We start from the raw sequence: 23,806 nt of genomic DNA on the forward strand, positions 1-23,806 counted from the left end.
GTTAAGACACCGCCCTTTCACGGCGGTAACACGGGTTCGAATCCCGTAGGGGTCATTTTCTTTATATTATATTTTAAATTACAATAATTTGGTCCCGTGGTGTAGCGGTTAACATGCCTGCCTGTCACGCAGGAGATCGCCGGTTCGATCCCGGTCGGGACCGCCACTTATTGGGGTATAGCCAAGCGGTAAGGCAACGGATTTTGATTCCGTCATGCCTAGGTTCGAATCCTAGTACCCCAGCCATTTTTTTCTTTAACGAGCCATTAGCTCAGTTGGTAGAGCATCTGACTTTTAATCAGAGGGTCGAAGGTTCGAGTCCTTCATGGCTCACTTTTTTAGAATAAAATACATTCAAAAGTGTTATATTAATTACTGATAACTAATCTCTTACTGAAAACAGTAGGAGATTTTTTTATGTTCTCTAAATTTGAATAAATATGCACATTTTTGTCGGGTTGAGCCAAGTGGTATGTAGGCTTTACAATAATCTTATAACTTTTAGGGGGTATAAAAACATGAATAAACTTAATATTTCTATTATTGGAGTACCAACAGATTACGGACAAGCACGTCGGGGTGTAGATATGGGACCTAGTGCTATCCGTTATGCGGGGGTTGTAGAACGTTTAGAAGCTATTGGACACGAAGTACAAGATCAAGGGGATATTCGTGTTAGCCAAAAGCAAGCGGATGCCGCAGTAGATGAAAAATTACTTAATTTAGAGGAAGTAGTGGAGGTTAGTACTGCTTTAGCTAATAGTGTGCATGAAGTAGTGGAACAGAAAAAGTTCCCGCTTGTATTTGGTGGAGATCACAGTATTGCGATTGGGACATTAGCGGGACTAGGTGAGCATTATAAAAACCTTGGTGTTATTTGGTATGACGCTCATGCGGATTTAAATACACCTGAGACAACACCTTCAGGTAATATCCATGGTATGCCATTAGCGGTTAGTATCGGACTAGGTCACGAACGTTTAGTCCAAATTCGCAACTATGCTCCAAAAATTAAACCAGAGAACGTTATTATTATCGGAGCTCGTTCAGTAGATCCTGGTGAGCGTGATTTGATTAAAGAGCAAGGCATCAAAGTTTATACAATGCATGAGATTGACCGACTTGGAATGACGCGTGTCATGGAAGATGCACTCGCTTATTTAAAAGAGCGTAATGTTGATGGTTTACATTTATCTCTTGATTTAGATGGATTAGATCCGCTATATACTCCAGGGGTTGGTACGCCTGTTCCAGGAGGAATTACGTATCGTGAAAGTCATTTAGCAATGGAGATGCTACAGGAATCTGGGATGGTAACATCAGCGGAGTTTGTAGAAGTAAATCCAATTTTAGATGAGAAGAATACAACGGCAAATGTAGCTGTTGCATTAATGGGATCATTATTTGGAGAAACACTAGTTTAAAGAAAATTTTACAAAAAATTGCCTGTTGCCACATTGCATAAAAATCTTTTGCTATAATTAAATTAAAACGAAACTTTTCTTATCGATGGGTCGTATAGTATAAGACAGTTGTAAAGGTGGAGAAGTCAACACGATGGATGCGTTAGTAAATAAGAGAATAAAACAAGTGCTTAAAGGCGATCAAAACGCATTTGCCGATATTGTGAGTCTCTATCAGCACAAACTGTACCAAGTATGCTATCGAATGTTAGGCAACAAACAAGAGTCCGAAGACATTGCTCAAGAGGCTTTTGTGCGTGCTTATATGAACTTGCATACATTTGATCAGAAAAGAAAGTTTTCGACGTGGCTTTATCGCATAGCGACAAACCTCTGCATTGACCGTATTCGAAAAAAGAAACCGGATTATTATTTAGATGCAGAAGTAGCTGGTACAGAAGGGCTTGATATGTATTCGCAAATCGCAGCAGACGACCAGCTACCAGAGGAGCAGTTAGAGCAAATGGAGCTGCAAGATCGCATTCAATATGAAATTGGACGTTTGCCGGATAAATACCGTTCAGTTATAGTATTGAAGTATATAGAAGAGTTATCGTTGCAAGAGATTAGCGAGATTTTAGATATGCCGCTTGGAACGGTGAAAACAAGGATTCACCGCGGACGTGAGGCATTACGTAAACAGTTAAACAATCTGTAGGAGGGGGAGCGTCATGAATACTTGTCCAGAGCATATTATAGACTATATGCATGATTATTTAGACGGTGACATTAGTCGTGAGCATGAGCAAGAGTTGAAACAACACTTGCATACATGTAATGATTGTAAACAGTTGATGCAAGAATTGAGTGAAACAATCGCCTTTGTGAAGAGTGCTTCCCATATTACAGCGCCTCCGGATTTTGAAGCAGCAGTAATGGCTCGTTTACCTAAGCCAAAAAGTCGAGTAGGTATACAAAAATGGATACGCCGGCATCCGTTTTTTGTGGCAGCAGCAGTATTTTGCTTATTTATGAGTGCTACATTATTAGGTAGCTTCATGGATGATCAGCATTTCTCCGTAACCAAACAACCAAATTTAGTTGTGGATGGTCAAACGGTGATTGTACCTGAAGGAGAAGTGGTGAAGGGTGATATTGTTGTGAAAAACGGCGATTTGATTGTTGAAGGTGAAGTTGATGGCAACGTCACAGTAATTAACGGGCAATATATGGCATCTTCGGCGGTAGTTTCCGGAAGAATTGAGGAAATTGACGAAGTATTTGAATGGCTTTGGTATACGATTAAAAATTCTGTAAAGACGGCCATGACATTTGAGGAAAAAGAAGAAACTAAATAACACTCTATACGTCCTAAAAAATAGTGCACGTGAGAGGCTGAAAGGTCTACTCTTTAGAGTAGACTTTTTATTTGAAAAAAGTTACATTTGTTAAGAATGTGATATACTTGAATGTGTATGGATTCGCAATGAAAAGTGGGGGATGCCACGTGCAAATTATCGAACATTTCACGGATTTAACTCCTGTGAATATTGTTATTAACTTCATTGATGTACTGCTCGTTTGGTACGTTGTTTATAAAGTCTTAACCCTCATTAAAGGTACAAAGGCTGTCCAATTACTTAAGGGAATTTTCGTCATTATTATTGCACGAATTGCAACAGACCTTTTAGGGTTACAAACACTAGGCTGGATGTTACAACAGGTCATTGAGTTTGGTTTCTTAGCGATTATTATCATATTCCAACCTGAAATCAGACGTGGTCTAGAACAAATTGGCCGAGGAAAGCTATTCCAACGTTCATCTAGTCAAGAAGAAGAAGAACAAACAAGACTCATTGAGGCTATGAAGAAGTCTGTTAGTTATATGGCTAAAAGACGAATTGGTGCGTTAATTTCTATAGAAAAAGAAACGGGTCTTAATGAATATATTGAAACAGGTATAGGACTAAATGCTGAAATTTCGTCAGAACTTCTCATTAATATCTTTATACCTAATACGCCGCTACATGATGGAGCGGTTATTATGCAAAAAGATAAAGTTACGGCAGCAGCATGTTATTTACCACTTTCTGAAAGTCCGTTTATTTCAAAAGAGCTAGGGACACGTCACCGTGCTGCACTTGGTTTAAGTGAAGTTACAGATGCTATTACAATTGTTGTATCAGAGGAAACGGGTGCAATTAGTCTTACATTAAACGGTAATCTCCATCGCAATCTTTCTCTAGAGGAGTTCGAAACACTGTTACGCAAAATGTGGTTCGGTTCAGCACAGGAATCTAATGCAGCCTCTAAGTTGACTTGGAGGGGGAAAAAGAATGGATAAAATGATGGATAGCCCTTGGGTATTAAGAATCATCGCGCTATTTTTAGCATTTTTGCTTTTTTTCTCAGTTCGTACTGAGCTATCTCCAATAAGTAAAACAACAACGAACGAACAAACAGATGTCATTCGTGATGTTCCAGTAGATGTTTATTACGATAATGAAAATCTTATTGTATCAGGCTTACCTGAAACAGTCGATGTTACCATTGAAGGTCCAATGCCTCTGGTTTTAAAAGCAAAAGCCGCAAAAGACTTTTCTATATTTGTTGATTTAAGCAATTTATTGATTGGAGAGCATGATGTAAAGCTAAAATACGAAAATATTTCTGATAAGTTAAAGGTTACATTAGACCCTGCAACAGTTCATGTGAATATTGAGGAAAAGGTCACACAGGAATTCCGTGTTGACCCTGAAATGAATAAGCGTCTCATCCAAGAAGGTTATATATTAAAAGATATGACAGCCAATCCTCCTACCGTTTACGTGACGGGTGCAAAAAGTGCTATTGAAAGCATAAGCTATGTAAAAGCTACTGTTACAGGTGAACAAGGTCTTACTCAGTCATTTTCACAGGAGGCAGCAGTAAAAGTATTAGATCGAGATTTAAATAAGTTAGATGTGACAATTGAACCTGAAACAGTTAAGGTTCAAGTAGATATCGAAGAATATAGTCGAGAGATACCTGTTGTGCTCAGGGAAACAGGGCAAGCGGCACAAGACATTACGATTAATTCATTAACATTTACACCGAAAATGATTAAAGTATTTGGTAGAAAATCAATTATTGATGGTTTAACGGAAATACCAATTACAGTTGACCTGTCAAAAATTACAGAGTCCAAAACATATGAATTTGATGTAAAATTACCAGATGGTGTAACAAAAATATCTGACAAAAAAATAAAAGTGAAGGCAGATATTACAAAGGTAGAGAAAGAGGAACAACCGAAAACACCAGCTTCTACAGAGGAAACGCCACAGTTACCGCCACCTCCAACTGAAGAAACTGATGAGGTTGATGATAACACTACTACTGATAAAAATACGCCAACTGAGGAAACGGAAGATATTGATTCTTAAACAATATGTGACTATAATTTTATTTTGATTCTAAATCAAAAATCCAATCGGAGTTTGTTTTGGTGAGTAGGAATTATTCTTTCACCAAACAAACTGGCTGATAGGAATATTAATAATTACCAATGAATGAACAAAACAGACTTTTCCAAAAGTAGGCGGACAAGTATCTAATGAATTTATTCATTAGGCACAGTCTTGCATTGAAGGAGAGAATAAGTAGAATGGGTAAATATTTTGGAACAGATGGCGTCCGTGGCGTCGCGAATAGTGAATTAACACCGGAATTTGCATTTAAACTTGGTCGTATAGGTGGCTATGTTTTAACAAAGGATGCAACTGACCGTCCAAAGGTTTTAATTGGTCGTGACACACGTATTTCAGGTGAAATGCTTGAAGGTGCACTTGTTGCTGGTCTTTTATCAATTGGAGTAGAGGTAATGCGTCTGGGTATTATTTCAACGCCAGGTGTGGCATATCTTACTCGTATTATGAGCGCAGATGCAGGCGTCATGATTTCAGCTTCACATAACCCAGTTGCTGATAATGGCATTAAATTTTTTGGTCCGGATGGCTTTAAGCTAACTGATGCACAAGAAGAGGAAATTGAAGTACTACTGGACGCTCAAGAGGATACATTACCACGTCCAATCGGCGCAGAATTAGGTTCTGTAAGTGATTACTTCGAAGGTGGTCAAAAATATATTCAATACTTAAAGCAAACAGTGGATGAAGAATTTGATGGTATCCATGTCGCACTAGATTGTGCACATGGTGCAACATCATCATTGGCTACACATCTATTTGCGGATCTAGAAGCTGACATTTCTACAATGGGTGCTTCCCCAACTGGCTTAAATATTAATGATGGTGTAGGCTCAACACATCCAGAGGGATTAGCTAAATTTGTTTTAGATAAAAATGCAGATGTAGGTTTAGCATTTGATGGTGATGGCGACCGTTTAATTGCTGTAGATGAAAACGGTAAAATTGTTGATGGGGACCAGATTATGTTTATCATTGGTAAGCATTTAAATGCGGTTGGACGTTTGAAGAAGCAAACAATTGTTTCAACAGTAATGAGCAACATGGGCTTCTACAAAGCTGTAGCAGACAATGATATGCAAAGTGTACAGACAGCTGTAGGAGATCGTTATGTTGTCGAGGAAATGCGTGCCAATGATTACAATTTAGGTGGCGAACAATCAGGACATATCGTTTTTCTAGATTTTAATACAACAGGTGATGGTTTACTTACAGGAATTCAGCTTGTTAATATTATGAAAGCGACAGGTAAAAAGCTTTCAGAACTTGCTGCTGACATGAAAATATTCCCTCAGCGTCTTGTTAATGTTCGCGTAACAGACAAGCATGCTGTGACGGATAATACGAAGGTTGCAGCTGTAATTGCAGATGTAGAAGCTGAAATGGCAGGCAATGGTCGTGTCTTAGTACGTCCTTCAGGTACAGAGCCACTAGTACGTGTTATGGTGGAAGCTGCAACAGAAAATGATTGTGAGCGTTTTGTTGAGCGTATTGCGGACGTTGTACGTCAAGAAATGGGTTTAACAGAATAGTGTTAATTAGAAACTCGATTTCCATTTACAGGAGATCGGGTTTTTCTTATTTGTAAAAATGTTTTAAATAAGTGAGATGGGGAACAGTAATAAGGAGTCACAATAACAAGGAGTGTTTTATTGATATGGCTAAAATTGCTACAGTTATTACGGATATGTTCGAGGACATTGAATTTACAAGTCCTAAAGAAGCTTTAGAAGCGGCTGGACATCAGCTAGTAACAATTGATACGGAAGCAGGTAAGGAAGTAAAGGGGAAACATGGAGCGACCGTAAAAATCGATAAAGGCATTGATGAGGTAAAAGCTATAGAATTCGATGCTCTCTTTATCCCTGGTGGTTTTTCTCCTGATATATTACGCGCGGATGATCGTGTAGTGGCATTTGTTAAATCCTTTATGGATGATATGAAGCCTACCTTTGCCATTTGTCATGGACCACAACTGCTCATTACAGCTAAGACTTTAAATGGTCGTGATGCAACAGGCTATAAATCCATTCAAGTAGATTTAGAAAATGCTGGGGCAATATTCCATGATGAAGAAGTCTTTGTTTGTCAAAAGCAGCTTGTAACAAGTAGAACACCAGATGACCTCCCAGCCTTTAATAGAGAAATCGTTAAATTATTGGGTAGTAAATAAAAAGCGGGCACAAGCATGAAGTTGCTTGTGCTTTTTTATGGCTCTGGCGTTGACCTGTAAATGAATTCATATGTTATTTGATCATATCAATTGGTAACTCTTTTATGATAGCTAATATTATTTTGTTTACATAATTGTCACGAAAAAGCATTATGAATAGGTCTTTTTTATAACGAAAATTTGACGGATAGCATATGATTGAGTATGATGGAGAAGTTGAAGATGAGGTCCGACCTTGTTCTTTAACGAGCGCATAAGGAGGGGAAGAAAGCGTAAAATCGGAAAACAATTATAGCGCCTGAGCTGAAGAAATCGGACGAATAGATCTTCAGCAGACGAGGTGGAGGATTATCGAAAATTCGGCGGATGCCTCCCGATCGACATACCCGATTGTCATTTTTCATTTTGAAAGCATTTAAGTGATTGAATGTACAGAAAATGAAAAAGGTATAGTTAAAAGCAAAAGATAAATAGAAGAAACTTCACATATCGAAAGAGCTCGGTTCAGAATGGCTGAATCAGTAATTTGTTTGCATGTACAGGAGGCTTTATTTTTTATAAAAATAAAGTATAGCTTGTCCATTCAAAAAAGTTTGATAAGATGAGGTCTAATTTGTCATTGCATTAAATTGACATTATCGGAGGAAGAAAAATTATGTGTGGAATTGTAGGATATATTGGGGAATCAGATGCAAAGGAAATCTTATTAAAGGGCTTAGAAAAACTAGAATACCGTGGCTATGACTCAGCGGGTATTGCAGTTCGCAATGAAGAAGGCGTAACGGTTTTTAAAGAAAAAGGACGTATTGCCGACTTACGTGAAGCGGTAGATGAGGAAGTTGCAGCAAAAATTGGTATTGGTCATACTCGTTGGGCAACACATGGTGTGCCAAATCGTTTAAATGCTCACCCACATCAAAGTGCATCAGGACGCTTTACACTTGTGCATAATGGCGTTATTGAAAACTATCATTTATTACAAAAAACATATTTAAAAGGCATTCCAATGAAATCTGATACAGATACAGAGGTTATCGTCCAATTAGTAGAGTTATTTGTGAAAGAAGGTTTGAGCACAGCTGATGCTTTCCGTAAAACTCTATCTCTATTACATGGTTCATATGCACTTGCACTATTAGATGCAGAAGCGGCAGATACGATCTTTGTAGCGAAAAATAAATCGCCACTTCTAGTTGGAATTGGTGAAGGCTTCAATGTTGTAGCTTCAGATGCAATGGCGATGCTACAAGTAACAGATCAATACGTAGAGCTTCACGATAAAGAGGTAGTTATCGTACACAAAGCAAGTGTTGAAATTACAAAATTAGATGGTTCTGTAGTAGAGCGTGCGCCATATACAGCTGAGCTTGATATGAGTGATATTGAAAAAGGGACATATCCTCACTATATGCTTAAAGAAATGGATGAGCAGCCTACAGTTATTCGTAAAATTATTCAAGCATATGAAGGGGACAATGGCGATTTAACGATTGACGCAGAGATTTTAGAGGCATTACGAGCTGCAGATCGTTTATATATTATCGCAGCAGGCACAAGCTACCATGCAGGATTAATTGGTAAGCAATATTTCGAAAAAATGGCGGGTATTCCAGTAGAGGTTCATATTTCTAGTGAATTCGGCTATAATATGCCATTACTTTCAGAAAGACCATTATTTATCTTTATAACACAATCAGGTGAAACAGCAGACAGCCGTCAAGTACTTGTGAAAATTAAAGAGCTTGGTTACCCAACATTAACAATTACAAATGTACCTGGCTCCACACTATCACGTGAAGCAGATCATACATTGTTATTACATGCAGGTCCGGAAATTGCAGTAGCTTCTACAAAAGCTTATGTTGCACAGGTAGCGGTTCTTGCTTTAGCAGCCTATGTAACGGCAAAGGCAAATGGCAAAGGCTTAGAATTTGATTTAAAACAAGAGCTTGCGATTGCTGCAAATGGCATCCAAACAATCATTGATTCAAAAGATGTATTAGAAGATATCGCAGAAGACTACTTAAAAATCGCACGCAACGCATTCTTCATCGGCCGTAATATGGACTTCTATGTAAGCCTTGAAGGGGCATTAAAACTAAAAGAAATCTCTTACATCCAAGCAGAAGGCTTTGCTGGTGGAGAACTAAAACACGGAACAATTGCCTTAATCGAAGAAGGTACTCCAGTGTTTGCACTTGTTACACAAGCATCTGTCGGGCTAAACATCCGAGGTAATGTTAAAGAAGTAGCTGCTCGTGGGGCATATCCATGTATTATCGCAATGGCTGGCATTGACGAAGATGGTGACCGTCTAGTAATTCCACATGTACACGAATTACTAACACCACTTGTATCTGTAGTGCCACTACAATTAATTAGTTACTATGCTGCTCTACACCGCCGCTGTGATGTGGATAAACCACGTAATCTAGCAAAATCAGTGACTGTTGAGTAAGGGTTTTATGTTAAAAAAGTTGTGAAATTGTTCAGTTACAATAAAGTTCTATACTAGACAAAATAGTTGTATACTTTACAATAAAGTCTTATACTGGACAAAAAAGTTGTATACTGGATATTCAAACAATTTCTATGAGTGATTCTAACTATATTATTGTATATAAATAAGATAAACCTTGATACAGTATGATGCTGTATCAGGGTTTTTGTTTTTTCAAAATGGCTTTCAAACCTTTCATTTTTCTAACTATATATATATAAAGTAGGTACATTAAAATAACCTTGGTACATTGTCTACTGTGCCAGGGTTTTGTTTTGTCATTATTACCGTTGAATTATAATCCTTAGAGCAGGAATTAAAACTTTTTTTAAAAAAAAATTGCTATTAATTAATGAGTTGTAGAAAGGTATCAAAAATAAACTTCTTAATTTTGATATGTATCAACATATGCATATATTCTCCACATTTATAGTCTATACTTTATTTTTAAATGTTCTGTAGAAAGGTTGCGTGAGAGTATTTGTTAGAACAATTAAATTTAATACTTGCATTTGGGGCTGGATTATTATCATTTGTATCACCTTGTTCATTACCATTGTATCCTGCTTTTCTATCTTATATAACAGGAATATCCTTTAATGAACTAAAAGAAGAGAAAGGGATCTTAAGACGAAAGTCTTAATACATACCCTGCTTTTTTTACTTGGTTTTTCTATTATTTTTATGGCATTAGGTTTCTCAACTTCTTTTATCGGAAAGATTTTTATTCAGTATAAAGAGTTACTAAGGCAATTTGGAGCAATTTTCATGGTCTTTTTTGGATTAGTTATTCTAGGTTTCTTTAAATTCGATATTTTACAATCGGAAAAAAAGATTAGTTTTAAAAAAAGGCCCAAAGGATATTTTGGCTCAGTACTTATTGGTATGGGTTTTGCAGCTGGATGGACACCTTGTACTGGACCAATTCTTGCCGGAGTAATAGCTTTAGGAGTGTCTAACCCCGGGCAAGGAATGTTGTACATGTTATTTTATGTGCTAGGTTTCTCTATACCTTTCCTAATAATGTCCTTATTTATTGGAAAAATGAAGTTTCTTCAAAGAAAAAATGGACTGTTTATGAAAATAGGTGGTGCAATAATGATTCTGATGGGGGTTTTATTGTACTTTGATATGATGACTAAAATTATTGCGTTTTTAACACCTATTTTTGGAGGATTTACTGGCTTTTAGTTTTATATCATATAAGAGGGGAAGGAACCAAACTTAATTATGGATAAAAAAAAGAGACGATTTCTTATGCGTTCAATTATATTAATTGTATTATTTGGGGCAATATTATTTACAGTATATACAACTTTAACTAAAGAAAAAAATGAAGTATTACAAATAGGGGATAATGCTCCAAATTTTACTCTAGTTGATATGTATGGTGATAAACATAATTTGGAGGAATACAAAGGACAAGGTGTCTTTTTAAACTTTTGGGGGACTTGGTGCAAACCCTGTGAAAGGGAATTCCCAATTATAGATAGATATTATAAGGAATATAAAGAAAAAGGTATACAGGTATTAGCTATAAATATAGCAGAATCCGACTTCGTGGTTCAAAATTATATTGACCGAAAAGGTTTAACTTTTCCGGTATTAATTGACAAAAACAAAAGTGTAATGGAAGCATATAATATAAATCCATTACCAACGACTATTCTTATTAATTCAGAGGGTAAAATAGAAAAAATAATCACTGGAGAAATGAAAGAACAGGATATAAAGAGTTACATGGAACAAATTTTACCAGACTAAGTAATAATTTTTTAGACTAATAAGAGAGGTGAAAAAATTAGTGAACAAAATCTCTACAAAATTAGCATCGTGTTTTTTTATTGTAGTGCTAATAATGGATTTATTTCTTATGTTTTATCTTCATCGAAATATAATTAATTCGAGAGTTGAAGAAGAATATTATACATTATTGGCGAATGGTGCTAATCATAGAGATGTTTTAATTGAAAATTTTTCTGAAACTACAATAAAACATATCGTTTTGATGGAAAAAAGTAAAGATCGTGCGGTGATCATTACCGATAATAAAGGAAATATCATTGGTAGTTCAGATATTAGTGAATCTTTAAGTGGACAAATAGTTTCTTTAATAAAGAACGTAGACGTAGAAACAGATGAATTATTGACTTCTAACTGGAAAGAATCCCCTTATATTATGAGTGTGCATCCTTATATCTCAAATACAAATCAATCTGGATACGTTTTAATGCTACAAAGTACTGGTTCTCTTAATAAGATGGTTCATGAATTAACTGAACATTTTGGTATGGCAGGTGCTACAAGTTTTATTGTACTTTTTATTGTTTACGCGGTTCTGTCAAAAGTTATAACAAGACCTTTAATACGGATGAAAGAGGCAACAGAGAAATTAAGCAAAGGTGAGTTTAATGTAAAGCTTGCAATTAAAAGTAAAAACGAGCTTGGTGAGTTAGCAAGTTCAATTCAGAAATTAGCCAATGATTTAGAACGTTTAAAAACAGACCGGAATGAATTTCTGGCGTCAGTGGCTCATGAATTAAGTACACCGTTGACATATTTAATTGGATATTCAAAAGTAGCGATGAGAGAGAGTCTAAGTAAGAAACAAAGAGAACAGTATCTTGAAATTATTGTTGAAGAGTCCAATAGAATGAAGGAATTGGTAAAAAATTTATTAGACTTGGCTAGAATGGACGAAAACACATTTACTGTCATGAAAGAATCTTTCTCTGCTCGATATTTTTTCGAAGCAATATGTAAACTTGTTGCTCCTTCATATGATCTCAAGAATATTAAGTTGAACTTTGTTTGCACTGAAGATTTTCAAATATATGCTGACCCATTACGTTTAGAGCAAATTGTCATAAACCTATTGGATAATGCTTTGAAATATTCAAAGGAAAATACAGAGGTAACATTAAAGGCTTGTAAAAATGAAGGGAAAACAAGAATTGAGGTTATTGATACAGGTATTGGCATTCCACAAGAAGAAATTGACTTCATTTTTGAGAAGCTATATCGTGTTGAGAAATCACGTTCTCGTGCATATGGTGGTTCAGGAATTGGACTTGCTGTTGTGAAGGAATTAGTAGAAGCACACAATGGTACCATTGAAGTCAAAAGTAAACTTGGAGAAGGAAGTACATTTACGGTGATCATATAACACATGGAGGTTAAATATGCAGACAATTTTGATTGTGGATGATGAAGAAAGAATGCTCGATTTAGTCGAATTATTTTTAATTCCACATGGATATACCTGTATTAAAGAAAAGAGCGGAATAAAGGCAATAGAGAGAATTAAGAAAGAAAATATCGATCTCGTTTTATTAGATGTTATGATGCCTGAAATGGATGGATGGGATGTTTGTGAATCTATTCGTGAATTTTCAAAAGTACCCATTATAATGCTAACTGCAAGAGCTGATAAATCTGATTTAGCTAAGGGACTTTTATTAGGTGCAGATGACTATATATCCAAGCCATTCGATGAAAGAGAGTTAATAGCAAGAATCAATGCTGTTTTGCGTAGAATTGTCGGATTTGAAAAGGATAATGAAAATATCACTTTTAAAGATTTTGTTTTAGATAAAGAAACATATTCTCTACACTACCAAAATTCAAGTGTGCAACTTACTTTAAAAGAATTTTTAATTATAAAAGCATTAATATCTCGACCTTCTAAGACATTTACAAGAGAGGAATTACTGCATGCTGCATGGGAATATGAAACAGATACAGATACGCGGACTGTTGATTCACATATAAGAAATCTAAGAGAAAAATTAAGTAAATCTGACTTTCCTACCGATGAGTTCCTTAAAACGGTTTGGGGAATAGGGTATAAATGGAGTTAAAAGGAGAAAAGTATGAAAAATTACAAAATTTGGTTAGGTCTATTAGTTATTGTTTTAGTTTTAAGTGCTTGTAATTCAAAAGAAAAAGATAGTTATTCATTTGAAGAAGTGGATAACCCAAAAATTGAACATATACATGGTTTGGGATATATAAATGGTAAAAGTGATTTTGTAATTGCAACACATAGAGGATTGTATAAATATGGTGTAAAGGGTTGGGAAGAAGCGAACAGCCAAAAACATGACTATATGGGCTTTCAGGCGGTCAAAGATGGCTTCTATTCAAGTGGACATCCTGAGGAAGGCTCAAACCTTAAAAACCCTTTAGGAGTTATAAAAAGTACAGATGAAGGAGCAAATCTAGAACAATTAGCCTTTTACGGCGAAATTGATTTTCATTATCTTGCAGCTGGTTATGATTCGAATACAATCTATGTCATTAATGAAACACCTACAGAGAATATGAGTGGTGGATTGCATTATTCAATTGATGAAGGGAAGTCTTGGACTGAATCAGCTATGAATGGCTTTAATTCCGAGTTTGTTTCTAATTTATCAGCTCACCCTTCCAAAAAAGAAATAGTTGCAATTGGTAGTAAAGATGGAATCTTTGTTTCGAATGACTATGGAGTTAACTTTAAATTACTTAAGTCTACTCAAATGGTTACATACGTAACTTTAAATGAGAATGGGGGTTACTATACAAACTATGACTCAAATTCTGTTTCCCTTAGATCATTCTCATTGGATAGTAAAGAAGAAAAAAATATACAACTCCCAAACGAGATAATGCAAGACCCAATTATTTATATCGCTTCTAATCCTACTAATCGAGAAGAAATTACTTTTGTAACAAATAATCTTAACTTCTATCTTTCTAAGAACGAAGGGGAATCGTGGGATAAATTAGCTTCAGAAGGGGAATTAAAAATAAAATAAGGTTATTGAAGGGTGATTGAGATGTATAATTTGATGTCTCAAATTAGTCAAACCATAAGTGAACCAGTTTCTGTATTCTTAAATTCATATGAGCATTCCCCAATCATTATATCTATCCTCCTTGGGTTGATAGGTGCATTTGCTCCATGTCAACTGACTGGAAATATTAGCGCTATTACGTTATATGGTAATCGTACTATCCAATTAGGTAGTAATTGGAGAGAGATCGTTTCGTTTATTATGGGTAAAGTCATAGTATATAGTGCAATTGGTTTGTTGGCGTGGGCATTTGGACAAACATTTGAAAACAAAATAATTAATTTCTTTCCGGTTTTCCGAAAATTGATTGGTCCTCTATTAATACTTACCGGACTTGTGTTAATGGGGACAATAAAGTTAAGAATATTAAATCGAATTTCAAAGAACGTTCCTACTATACTAAAAGAAGGTTATATTGGTTCCTTTTTTCTAGGAGCTAGTTTTGCAATTGCATTCTGTCCAACAATGTTTGTACTCTATTTTGTATGGCTAATGCCAACCGTTATGTCGACTTCATATGGATTAGTGTTACCTGCAATATTTGGATTGGCAACATCAATACCTCTTGTCATCATCTTATTTTTTATATGGTACTTTGATATTAAGGGATTAGTAATGAAGAAAAGTATTAAAGTAGGTAGGTTTATTCAAAAAATAGCCGGAGTTACTCTTTTTATTATTGGAATTTTTGACACAATTACTTATTGGGGAATGTAAATATAAATAATTTAGAAACAAATAAAAGTACATTGCTTTTCAAACATTAATAGAAATCACTATTGTTACAAGTGTTAAGTTTAGATTACGTAACTTGTTCTCCATATTTTCTCCACATATTTTTTCTAAGATACATGTGTAGATTACTATGAGGAGAATAATAATATGGAAACACATTTAATAAAAAAGGTTGCGATTTTAGTAGTAATCTTCTTAATACTAGGTTCAAATTTTGTTTATAGAGTTCATGGCGCAATGAAGGTCGAATCTCCTTTGATTAGCAGTGAAGCTGCTATATTAATAGATGAAAAAACGGGGCGAATTTTATATGAAAAAAATCCAAATCAGAAGATGGCTCCTGCTAGCTTAACAAAGATAGCAACTGCAATATATGCAATTGAAAAAGGGAACCTAGAAGACATTGTCACAATTAGTAAAAATGCTAGAGAAGTTGAAGGAACTAGGGTTTTTTTAGAAGAAGGAGAAAAGGTTAATCTAAGAAAGCTTATTCAAGGCTTACTTGTGAATTCTGGTAATGATGCAGGTATTGCTATTGCTGAGCATTTGGATGGGTCTGTAAAACAGTTTTCGACTAGTATAAATAAATATTTAGAGAATATTGGAATACAAAATACGAACTTTGTAAATCCCCATGGACTATATGATCCAGATCATAAAACTACTGCACAAGATTTAGCAAAAATTACGAAATACGCAATGCAAAATAAGGAGTTTCGTAAAATTTTTGGTCTAAAGGAACTTAATTGGGATGGCAAATCGTGGGATACTACTCTTTATAGTCATCATAAATTAATGAGAGAGCGACCTTATGAAGGAATAACGGGTGGAAAGACTGGATATGTTGATGAATCAGGAATAACTCTTATAACAACAGCAACAAGAAACGATATATCGGTTATTGTCGTAACGCTTAAAGCGCAAACAGAAGACATGGCCTATAACGATACAATAGAACTTCTTGATTATGCATTTGAGAATTTTGAGTCTAGGAATATTCCGATGGGAAAAATATATAAAATTGATGAAATGTCCTTTAAGACCAAAGAAAAACTCGATTATATAGTTTTACAACATGAAACAGTTAGTCAAAGAATCTCTGGAAAGGGTCATTTAGAGCTATTAAATCAAAATCAGGATACTATCGCATCTTTTCAGTTAGAAAATGCCAATAGTAAAATAAATAAAAATGTAACTCATAAAGACACAGAGGACTCGAATTTAAATCAGGATGCATCGGTGTACACAAAATTTAGCGTAATGTTTATTTTCGTCCTATTCATCTATTTAAAGTTTATTCGAAAGAAGAAATTAATATAAATTAAGACAAAGAATGAGGTACATTTTTATCCTCATTCTTTTTTTGTTAAATAATAATTTTATTCAAATTACAATTCATAATTTTTGCATAACTTTGGGGTAAATTAAGATTAAATAAGAAATATTTTTTCTAGGAAACCTAGGAGAAATGAATTCAAGAAAAATGAGGGAACATTCACTAAAAAAATAGTACACATCTGATTTATATTTAGAGGAGTGATATTTGATGGAGAGAAAAGAAAAAAGAGACCACATCCACAATCATAATGTTTCGCATGAACCAATAACAAATCATATGCAAGATGTTCATGAAAATTACAGCCCTAACAATAAGAAAAATAATGAACACAATCATCATCAACATAATCAAAGCGAGGGTAACAACAAACACCATGGTCATTCGATTTCTGATTTTAAGAAAAGGTTTTGGGTATCTTTAGTATTAACGATTCCAATATCATATTTATCCATGATGATTCAGATGCTTCTTGGATATAAAGTAAATTTTGCTGGTGACACATTATTACTATTCTTACTTTCAACAATAGTCTTTTTCTATGGAGGAAAACCATTTTTACTTGGAGCATGGAGTGAATTGAAAAATAGAACTCCTGGGATGATGCTATTAATTACTCTTGCTATCGTAACAGCTTATGTCTATAGTTCACTAACAGCATTTTTCATTGAAGGAAGTGACTTCTTTTTTGAATTAGCAACCTTAATTGTTATTATGCTTCTTGGACATTGGATCGAAATGAGATCAATAATGGGTGCTTCAAAAGCATTAGAAGAGTTAATTAAATTAATGCCTAAAGAAGCTCATAAGTTAGATGCATCAGGCAACCTTATTGAAGTATCTGTTGAAGATTTAAAACCAGGTGATCAAATACTAGTAAAACCAGGCGAGAAAATTCCCATTGATGGAATAGTTTTTGAAGGACACTCTACAGTTGATGAATCGATGTTAACTGGGGAATCAATTCCTATTGAAAAAAAGGTAGGTATGGAGGCCATTGGGGGTTCAATTAATGGAGAGGGTGTACTAAAAATAAATGTTAGTAAAACAGGCAGTGACACTTATCTTGCACAAGTAATCCAATTAGTAAGCGATGCAGAAAAAACTAAATCAAAAGCTCAAGGATTTGCTGATACAGCCGCTAAATGGTTATTCTATGTCGCTATTGTTGCAGGTATTATCACACTGGTTTATTGGTGGTCAACAGATGACTTTGATTTTGCATTAGAAAGAATGGTGACAGTTTTAATAATTGCTTGTCCTCATGCTTTAGGTCTAGCTACTCCTTTAGTAACATCACGTTCTACATCTATTGCTGCTAAGAAGGGTTTATTAATTAGGAATCGTACTTCATTTGAAAACGCATTTAAAATCAATAGAATTGTGTTTGATAAAACTGGTACCTTAACTGAAGGTAATTTTGGTATAACGGATATTCATCCAGTTACAGGGGTTAGCGAAAAAGAATTATTAAAGCTTGCTTACTCTGTAGAAATTCAATCTGAACATCCAATAGCAAAGGGAATTGTAAAAGAGGGTAAGAAGCAAAATATAAAAGTATCTGAAGTAAAAGGTTTTAAAAATTTAACAGGTAAAGGGTTAGTGGCTAATGTTAACGGGTCTGAAATTGCAATTGTTAGTCCAAATGTTTTAAAAGAAAAAAATATTAGCTTCGATGAAAGTACTTACGAAAAACTTGCACAACAAGGTAAAACCGTTATTTTTATATTAAAGGATAATGTATTTTTAGGCATGATTGCTTTAGCAGACATAATAAGGGATTCCTCTTATAAGGTTATAAAAGAATTGAGTGATTTAGGTATTGAAACCGTTATGATGACAGGTGATAACGTGCGTGTAGCAAAATATGTTGGTGAAAAACTAGGCATGACGAAAGTTATTGCTGAAGTATTACCCCATGAAAAAGCTAATAAGGTGAAAGGACTAAAAGAAGAAAATTCGAAAGTTGCAATGGTTGGTGACGGTGTTAATGATGCGCCTGCACTGGCTGAATCAGATTTAGGTATTGCGATCGGTGCAGGCACAGATGTGGCCATTGAAACTGCAGATGTAGTACTGGTAAACAGCAATCCAGAGGACATTCTGAATACATTAAAGCTATCGAAAGCTAGTCATAAAAAAATGGTCCAAAATTTAGGGTGGGCAGCTGGTTATAACATTCTTGCAATTCCACTAGCTGCAGGCGTTTTATATAGTGTAGGTATTGTTATTACACCTGCAATTGGAGCTGCTGTCATGTCCTTAAGTACGATTATATGTGCAATAAATGCACAATTGCTCAAAATCGAATAAGTAAAGATGAAGCAAAAAATTCGTCAAATATAATTTGACGAATTTTTATTATATTGTAAAAAAAAGATTCCAATTTCCTGATTAGTTAAAACTATATATTAAATTTTACATATAGTATATCAGAAGCTTAGTGAACAGAGGGGGGATATAAGTGTGTATAAATAACAACTTTATAGAAGATCAAGCTTTTCATATAACAGAAAAGATTTTGGGGAACTCCATATACAAAGTGGTGAGGATTGAAGGCTCGAGAAGCAATACTCATAATCAAAAATCGAACGGGGAGAACCTTATAACAAAACTAATTTTAGAAGACGAGAATGGTGTATTTTATTCAATTAAACCTGATCAATTTGGTCTTATGTTCGCAAATGGAGAAGTTAGTTATAAAAAATACTGTCGATTGCAAAAAAAAGATGACTTAAAAGTAATTAGTTATTCAATCATAGGAATGGGAATCATAATTAGTATGATGATAGGTCTCATGAAGCTTCTCTTAGTTTAATAGGGTATTCGGATTTTATGGTGGAAAAGGGCTTATAAATCACCCTTCTCCAAATTCTTAATAAGTGTGGAAAAATCGACACCAAAGTTGTCTGTAATGTCGTGATCATTCACTTCATACCAATTGAAAGTATCGTATAACATAGCTTTATTGAAAGCACTTGAATTAAATCGTGGCTTACGCTTTTTATGGAGCTTCTCATTGAAAAGGATTTTGGCTCGTAAGGCATCAAACGAGTAACCTCTACCCATTCGCTCTACCTGCCTAATAATGCTGTTAATTGACTCCGTATAAGCATTAGTGAGCCTTTTATCAAAGTAGTTGAATATTTCGACATGCCAGTTGTCTACGGCTCTCACGAGGTCTTTATATGCGTCTTTAGAGTTGCTGGACATACAACGGTGTCTCCATTGACTATAACGAAGATGACCTTCATCTGGATCAGGAGTATCCCATATCCAGTAAAACTCTTCTTTGAGTTCATAGGCTTCTTTTAAAGCAGGAAGATTACCTAACCAAGTATCTAAGAGGAATGATTCACGTTCATTTAGATCGTGTTTACGCTTTAGAAGGATAAACCTTTCACGCATAAGGGTACGTCTTTCTTTTTGGCTCATATGGGCTTTCAAAGACTTTCTGACGTTATCTAAGGCTTGATTAGCCATTCTAACTACATGAAACTTATCTACGACAACTTTAGCGTGTGGAAGGATAGTGTTCACTGCGTCTTTGTAGGGCTTCCACATATCCATTGTGACGTACTCAATGTAAGTCCTGTCACTGATTTCTGAAAGACGTTGGATGACTGTTTCCTTGTTACGGTTAGGCTTGATGTCATAAATAGTCCTGCGTTCAATATTAGTCAATACAAGCCGAGGTCTACGGATAATATGTATCTCGTCTATCCCAAGCCACTTAGGAGTTTCAAACTGGTATTCACGTTCTTTGAGTGCCACATAGTCCTTAAAAACGTTCCTAATGGTTTTCTCGTCAACACCAACGCTTTCTGCGACTTCTACAAAGGTCTTAGACATGGATTGCTCTTGAATGGACTTTAAAAGCCTTTTGGTCATACTACGCTTTTCATCTACAGATATTAGGCGTTCCCAGAAGGTAGATCCGCATTCACGACACTTGTATCGTCTACGGTTCAATTGTAAGCCCACTCGCTTTAAACGAATGGGCAAATCCATAATTAGTTGATTTCTTGAACTGTGTTTGTACAACTTGTCAAAACCACATTCAGGACAACGTTCAGGTGGTCCGACTGCTTCAACTTTAAACATCATATCGGTTTCATTTTCTTGTGGCGGTTCTATTGTTTTAATGTCTGGTAGGGATAATAAGTCTGACATATTATTCATCCTTTATTACTCTGCGGTGTTAAGGTATCAATTATAGATTTGATGTCGAAATCATCAGTGTTAAATTATTTTTGTGACCACAAATGCACTTAGAAAATCCCTTAAAGCATTAGCTGGTTCACTTGAATAGGGAGTTGTAAAAAAGTTCCCTTAGCCTGCACAACAAGATAATTTCGAAATATCTTTATCGAACGTAAGTGCAGCTAATTTTAGCCCTTCAGCCATTGTTAAATATGGTGCTAGGGTTTCTGTTAAATCTTCTATCGTTAAGCCAAATTTAACAGCTAATGATGCTGCATAGATGACATCTCCTGCATTCTCAGATACAATATGAACCCCTAATACTTTTAGTGTTTCTGCATCTGCTACTAGTTTAAATACACCGGTTGTTTCACGGTTTACAATTGCTCTTGGAACAGCATCTAAAGGTAATACAGATGTCTTCACATCATACCCTTTCTCTTTTGCTTGTTCTTCTGTTAAACCAACCGTTGCAACCGTCGGATTCGTAAACGTAACAGCAGGAACTACCGATAAATCTATTTTTTTGTTTAATCCACCAATAGCATTATCAGTAATAATTCCACCTTCATAGGCTGCTACATATACAAATTGTGGTCCTAAAGTCACATCTCCTGCTGCATAAATCTTTTCATTACTTGTTTGACCAAAATCATTGATCAGGATTTCATTATTTTTTCCAGTTTCAACACCTGCTGCACTTAAATTTAAAGAATCCGTATTTGGTTTTCTTCCAGTGGCAACAAGTAACTGATCTGATTCAATGACTTCTCTACTGCCATTTACTGTTACGTAAACCCTTTTTATCTCTCCACTTTGTTCAACACGCTCAAAAGTTGCCCCTTTGACAAGGTTTATACCCTGTTCAATTAACGCTTTTTCAACTGACTCTGAAATCTCAGGATCATACTCCTTTAAAAGTCGCTCACTTCTTTGCATAAGCGTTATTTCTGAACCTAAATGATGAAATAGTTGTCCAAGCTCCATTCCAATGTATCCTGAACCAATTACAGTTAATCGTTTTGGTATTTTCTTTAACTCAAGAAGTGTTGTACTAGTTAAATAGTCCATTTTTTCAAGTCCTGAAATTTGGGGCAACGAAGGCGATGCACCTGTTGCAATTAAAAAGCGTTTTGCAGATAACTTTGCCCCATTGACCTCAACCGTACTAGCATCAACGAATTTTGCTTCACCTTTAATTAAATCAAAATTATATTCATCAATTAAATCCATATATTTTTGATTCCGAAGTTCGCTCACCAATTTATCCTTTTGCGTGATTAAACTAGCTAAATCCACTTCTCCAGCGGATGTTTGTAAACCTATAAACGGATTGTCTTTTGATAAATGATTGATTTCCCCTGCCCTAAGAAGAGTTTTTGACGGAACACAGCCAATATTCACACAGGTTCCCCCAACCGTTCCACGCTCAATCATTCCAACTTTTGCACCGTATTCTATAGCTTTAATTGCCGAAGAAAAGGCAGCAGCACCAGAACCAATAATAAGAAGGTCATAATTGTCTTCATTAATTAACGCCACGTTTTCTAGTGATGATACTTCTTCAATTTCTCCGGCTTGGTAATTTGCTTCATCAATCGCCTTTATTGCACTTTCAACCTCAATATCATCGGGCAGTTCAAATACTGCTTCACCACGACGATAACTAGACTCAATATTTTTAGCACCTATCTTTTCAAGTGCTGATTCTACGTGTTTTTCACAACCCGTACAAGTCATTCCTGAAATGTTTACCTTAAATTTATTCATAAAAAAGCTCCTTTCGTTAATTAATCTCTCATGTTAATGTTTCTATTATTGGACACGAATGTAATTGCTTTTCATCTGGACATCGTTGTTTTAAGTCGTCTAACATAGTTTCAATTCGTTTTAAATCCTCTATTTGTTTTTGCACTTCCTTTTGTTTTTTAGAAACAAATTCGAACATATCTTGACAACGAACTTCATCTTTATCTACAACACCAAGTAATTTATAAATCTCGCTTAAAGAAAAACCAAGTTCCTGTATTCGTTTAATAAACCCAACACGCTTAACGTCATCATATGAATATATCCGATAACCAGCTTCCGTTCGGTGAGGTTCTTGTAATAAATTTTTTCGCTCGTAATATCTGATCGTTTCTTTATTAACTCCACATTTATCTGCAAACTCACTAATGCGATAAATCATCTTATTTCACCCCATGAATATTATAAACCGTGTACCATAGTACACGGTCAAGTAAATTGGACTATTTTATTTTTTTCCCAAAGTATCACTCGTATGTGATTGATACTTTTATATAATACTATTGATTATCCTAACATCCCACCAGAAAATCCGATTTAAACACCAGTTGTTTTTAAACTATTAAGAAAGTAATTCCACTATATATTCCGAAGACCCGTTTAATATCAATAGGGAAGATTAGTTATGATTGAATGGGGTATATAGTAAATAGGAGTGGTTATAATAAGACAGACTAAATTAACAGGAGGTATTTAAAATTGAAAATGAGCTATGAAGAATGTATTAAAGCTTGTCTAGAGTGTATGAAGGAATGTAATAAATGTTATCATGAATGTCTAGAAGAAGATGATGTTAAAATGTTAGCGGAGTGCATTCGTACCCTTAGAGAATGTGCCGATATTTGTGCATTTTCTGCTAAATCGATGCAGTCTGGTAGTCCATTCGTAAAGCAAATTTGTCAATTATGTGCTGAGATTTGTCAGGCATGTGGTGATGTTTGTAAAAAACATGAACATCATAAACATTGCCAAGAATGTGCAGAAACATGTTACCGATGCGCTGAAGTATGTAAAAAAATGGCTGTGTAGAAGATTTGATTTTATAAATGAAGAATCAATGATAAATAAAAGTAATTCTTCTAACGCGAAAATGTTTTAAACTCTGCTTATTTAGGAGCAGAGTTTTTTGATGGACTGCTAAAAAATTTAATTAAGTCACAGTGTTTGAATGTTAAATAAACGTGATATTTAACATATACTGCATAATTAGTGACGCATATAGTAAATTAAAACACCACTTTACATACCTAACTGGGGTATGGTAACATGAATGTGTGTTTAGAGGAGGTTGATAATTTACGGTGATGATGTAATTACAAATTTATCGTTTAAAGAAAGCTTG

The 23,806-nt window shown here is 35.1% G+C and carries 19 protein-coding genes, 3 tRNA genes and 1 pseudogene; 20 read left to right on the forward strand and 3 right to left on the reverse strand.

Annotation, left to right across the window (positions count from 1 at the left end; all coding sequences use genetic code 11):
- Positions 1-90: 90 nt before the first annotated feature.
- The 19 genes and pseudogenes from RT445_RS01215 to RT445_RS01305 all read left to right on the forward strand — a co-directional run bounded on the left by RT445_RS01215 (position 91) and on the right by RT445_RS01305 (position 18,765).
- A tRNA-Asp gene (locus RT445_RS01215) sits at positions 91-166 on the forward strand.
- A 5-nt stretch (positions 167-171) separates the two neighbouring features.
- Positions 172-246 (forward strand) — tRNA-Gln (locus RT445_RS01220).
- Positions 247-260: 14 nt separating this feature from the next.
- Positions 261-333 (forward strand) — tRNA-Lys (locus RT445_RS01225).
- Between the two features lie 185 nt (positions 334-518).
- Complete coding sequence (rocF, locus tag RT445_RS01230; RefSeq protein ID WP_274794933.1) at positions 519-1,424, forward strand: arginase; 906 nt, start codon at positions 519-521, stop codon at positions 1,422-1,424.
- A 133-nt stretch (positions 1,425-1,557) separates the two neighbouring features.
- Positions 1,558-2,121: an RNA polymerase sigma factor SigW gene (sigW, locus tag RT445_RS01235; protein ID WP_004225410.1), complete on the forward strand. Its 564-nt coding sequence runs from the start codon at positions 1,558-1,560 to the stop codon at positions 2,119-2,121.
- Positions 2,122-2,134: 13 nt separating this feature from the next.
- Complete coding sequence (locus tag RT445_RS01240) at positions 2,135-2,761, forward strand: anti-sigma factor family protein (RefSeq protein WP_312506593.1); 627 nt, start codon at positions 2,135-2,137, stop codon at positions 2,759-2,761.
- A 149-nt stretch (positions 2,762-2,910) separates the two neighbouring features.
- A complete protein-coding gene (gene cdaA / locus RT445_RS01245) occupies positions 2,911-3,747 on the forward strand; it encodes a diadenylate cyclase CdaA (protein ID WP_274794931.1) in 837 nt (278 codons plus the stop codon).
- Positions 3,740-4,828: a CdaR family protein gene (locus RT445_RS01250; RefSeq protein ID WP_274794930.1), complete on the forward strand. Its 1,089-nt coding sequence runs from the start codon at positions 3,740-3,742 to the stop codon at positions 4,826-4,828. Before cdaA ends, RT445_RS01250 begins: the two co-directional genes overlap by 8 nt.
- Positions 4,829-5,049: 221 nt before the next feature.
- Positions 5,050-6,402 (forward strand): phosphoglucosamine mutase, encoded by a 1,353-nt coding sequence (gene glmM / locus RT445_RS01255; RefSeq protein WP_312506592.1) that lies wholly within the window; start codon positions 5,050-5,052, stop codon positions 6,400-6,402.
- A 125-nt stretch (positions 6,403-6,527) separates the two neighbouring features.
- A complete protein-coding gene (locus RT445_RS01260; RefSeq protein WP_274794927.1) occupies positions 6,528-7,043 on the forward strand; it encodes a type 1 glutamine amidotransferase domain-containing protein in 516 nt (171 codons plus the stop codon).
- 655 nt (positions 7,044-7,698) lie between these two features.
- The gene (glmS, locus tag RT445_RS01265) at positions 7,699-9,501 is read left to right on the forward strand and encodes a glutamine--fructose-6-phosphate transaminase (isomerizing) (RefSeq protein ID WP_312506591.1); all 1,803 of its coding nucleotides are present in this window, start codon (positions 7,699-7,701) and stop codon (positions 9,499-9,501) included.
- 523 nt (positions 9,502-10,024) lie between these two features.
- Positions 10,025-10,734 (forward strand): annotated as a pseudogene (locus RT445_RS01270) (cytochrome c biogenesis CcdA family protein).
- A 39-nt stretch (positions 10,735-10,773) separates the two neighbouring features.
- Positions 10,774-11,307 (forward strand): thiol-disulfide oxidoreductase ResA, encoded by a 534-nt coding sequence (gene resA / locus RT445_RS01275; RefSeq protein WP_036075026.1) that lies wholly within the window; start codon positions 10,774-10,776, stop codon positions 11,305-11,307.
- Between the two features lie 40 nt (positions 11,308-11,347).
- Complete coding sequence (locus tag RT445_RS01280; protein ID WP_009374093.1) at positions 11,348-12,709, forward strand: sensor histidine kinase; 1,362 nt, start codon at positions 11,348-11,350, stop codon at positions 12,707-12,709.
- Positions 12,710-12,725: 16 nt separating this feature from the next.
- Complete coding sequence (locus RT445_RS01285; protein WP_009374092.1) at positions 12,726-13,403, forward strand: response regulator transcription factor; 678 nt, start codon at positions 12,726-12,728, stop codon at positions 13,401-13,403.
- A gap of 12 nt (positions 13,404-13,415) precedes the next feature.
- Positions 13,416-14,342: a F510_1955 family glycosylhydrolase gene (locus tag RT445_RS01290; RefSeq protein WP_009374091.1), complete on the forward strand. Its 927-nt coding sequence runs from the start codon at positions 13,416-13,418 to the stop codon at positions 14,340-14,342.
- Between the two features lie 21 nt (positions 14,343-14,363).
- Entirely contained in the window at positions 14,364-15,098 is a 735-nt protein-coding gene (locus RT445_RS01295) for an urease accessory protein UreH domain-containing protein (protein ID WP_009374090.1), read from the forward strand.
- Between the two features lie 165 nt (positions 15,099-15,263).
- Positions 15,264-16,436, forward strand: coding sequence for a D-alanyl-D-alanine carboxypeptidase family protein (locus tag RT445_RS01300; protein WP_009374089.1), 1,173 nt, complete (start codon positions 15,264-15,266; stop codon positions 16,434-16,436).
- 226 nt (positions 16,437-16,662) lie between these two features.
- The gene (locus RT445_RS01305) at positions 16,663-18,765 is read left to right on the forward strand and encodes a copper-translocating P-type ATPase (RefSeq protein WP_009374088.1); all 2,103 of its coding nucleotides are present in this window, start codon (positions 16,663-16,665) and stop codon (positions 18,763-18,765) included.
- Between the two features lie 537 nt (positions 18,766-19,302).
- On the opposite strand, the gene RT445_RS01310 is transcribed toward RT445_RS01305, so the two are convergent.
- The 3 genes from RT445_RS01310 to merR form a co-directional block, all read right to left on the reverse strand.
- Entirely contained in the window at positions 19,303-20,625 is a 1,323-nt protein-coding gene (locus tag RT445_RS01310; protein ID WP_009374086.1) for an ISL3 family transposase, read from the reverse strand.
- 159 nt (positions 20,626-20,784) lie between these two features.
- A complete protein-coding gene (gene merA / locus RT445_RS01315; protein WP_002440486.1) occupies positions 20,785-22,425 on the reverse strand; it encodes a mercury(II) reductase in 1,641 nt (546 codons plus the stop codon).
- A 28-nt stretch (positions 22,426-22,453) separates the two neighbouring features.
- Complete coding sequence (gene merR / locus RT445_RS01320; protein WP_001863748.1) at positions 22,454-22,846, reverse strand: mercury resistance transcriptional regulator MerR; 393 nt, start codon at positions 22,844-22,846, stop codon at positions 22,454-22,456.
- 317 nt (positions 22,847-23,163) lie between these two features.
- Here merR and RT445_RS01325 point away from each other — a divergent pair, with 317 nt between their 5' ends.
- Entirely contained in the window at positions 23,164-23,493 is a 330-nt protein-coding gene (locus RT445_RS01325; RefSeq protein ID WP_009374082.1) for a four-helix bundle copper-binding protein, read from the forward strand.
- The last annotated feature ends 313 nt before the right edge of the window (positions 23,494-23,806 follow it).

This window comes from Lysinibacillus sp. (genome assembly GCF_032093475.1).
Taxonomy (GTDB): Bacteria; Bacillota; Bacilli; order Bacillales_A; family Planococcaceae; genus Lysinibacillus; species Lysinibacillus irui.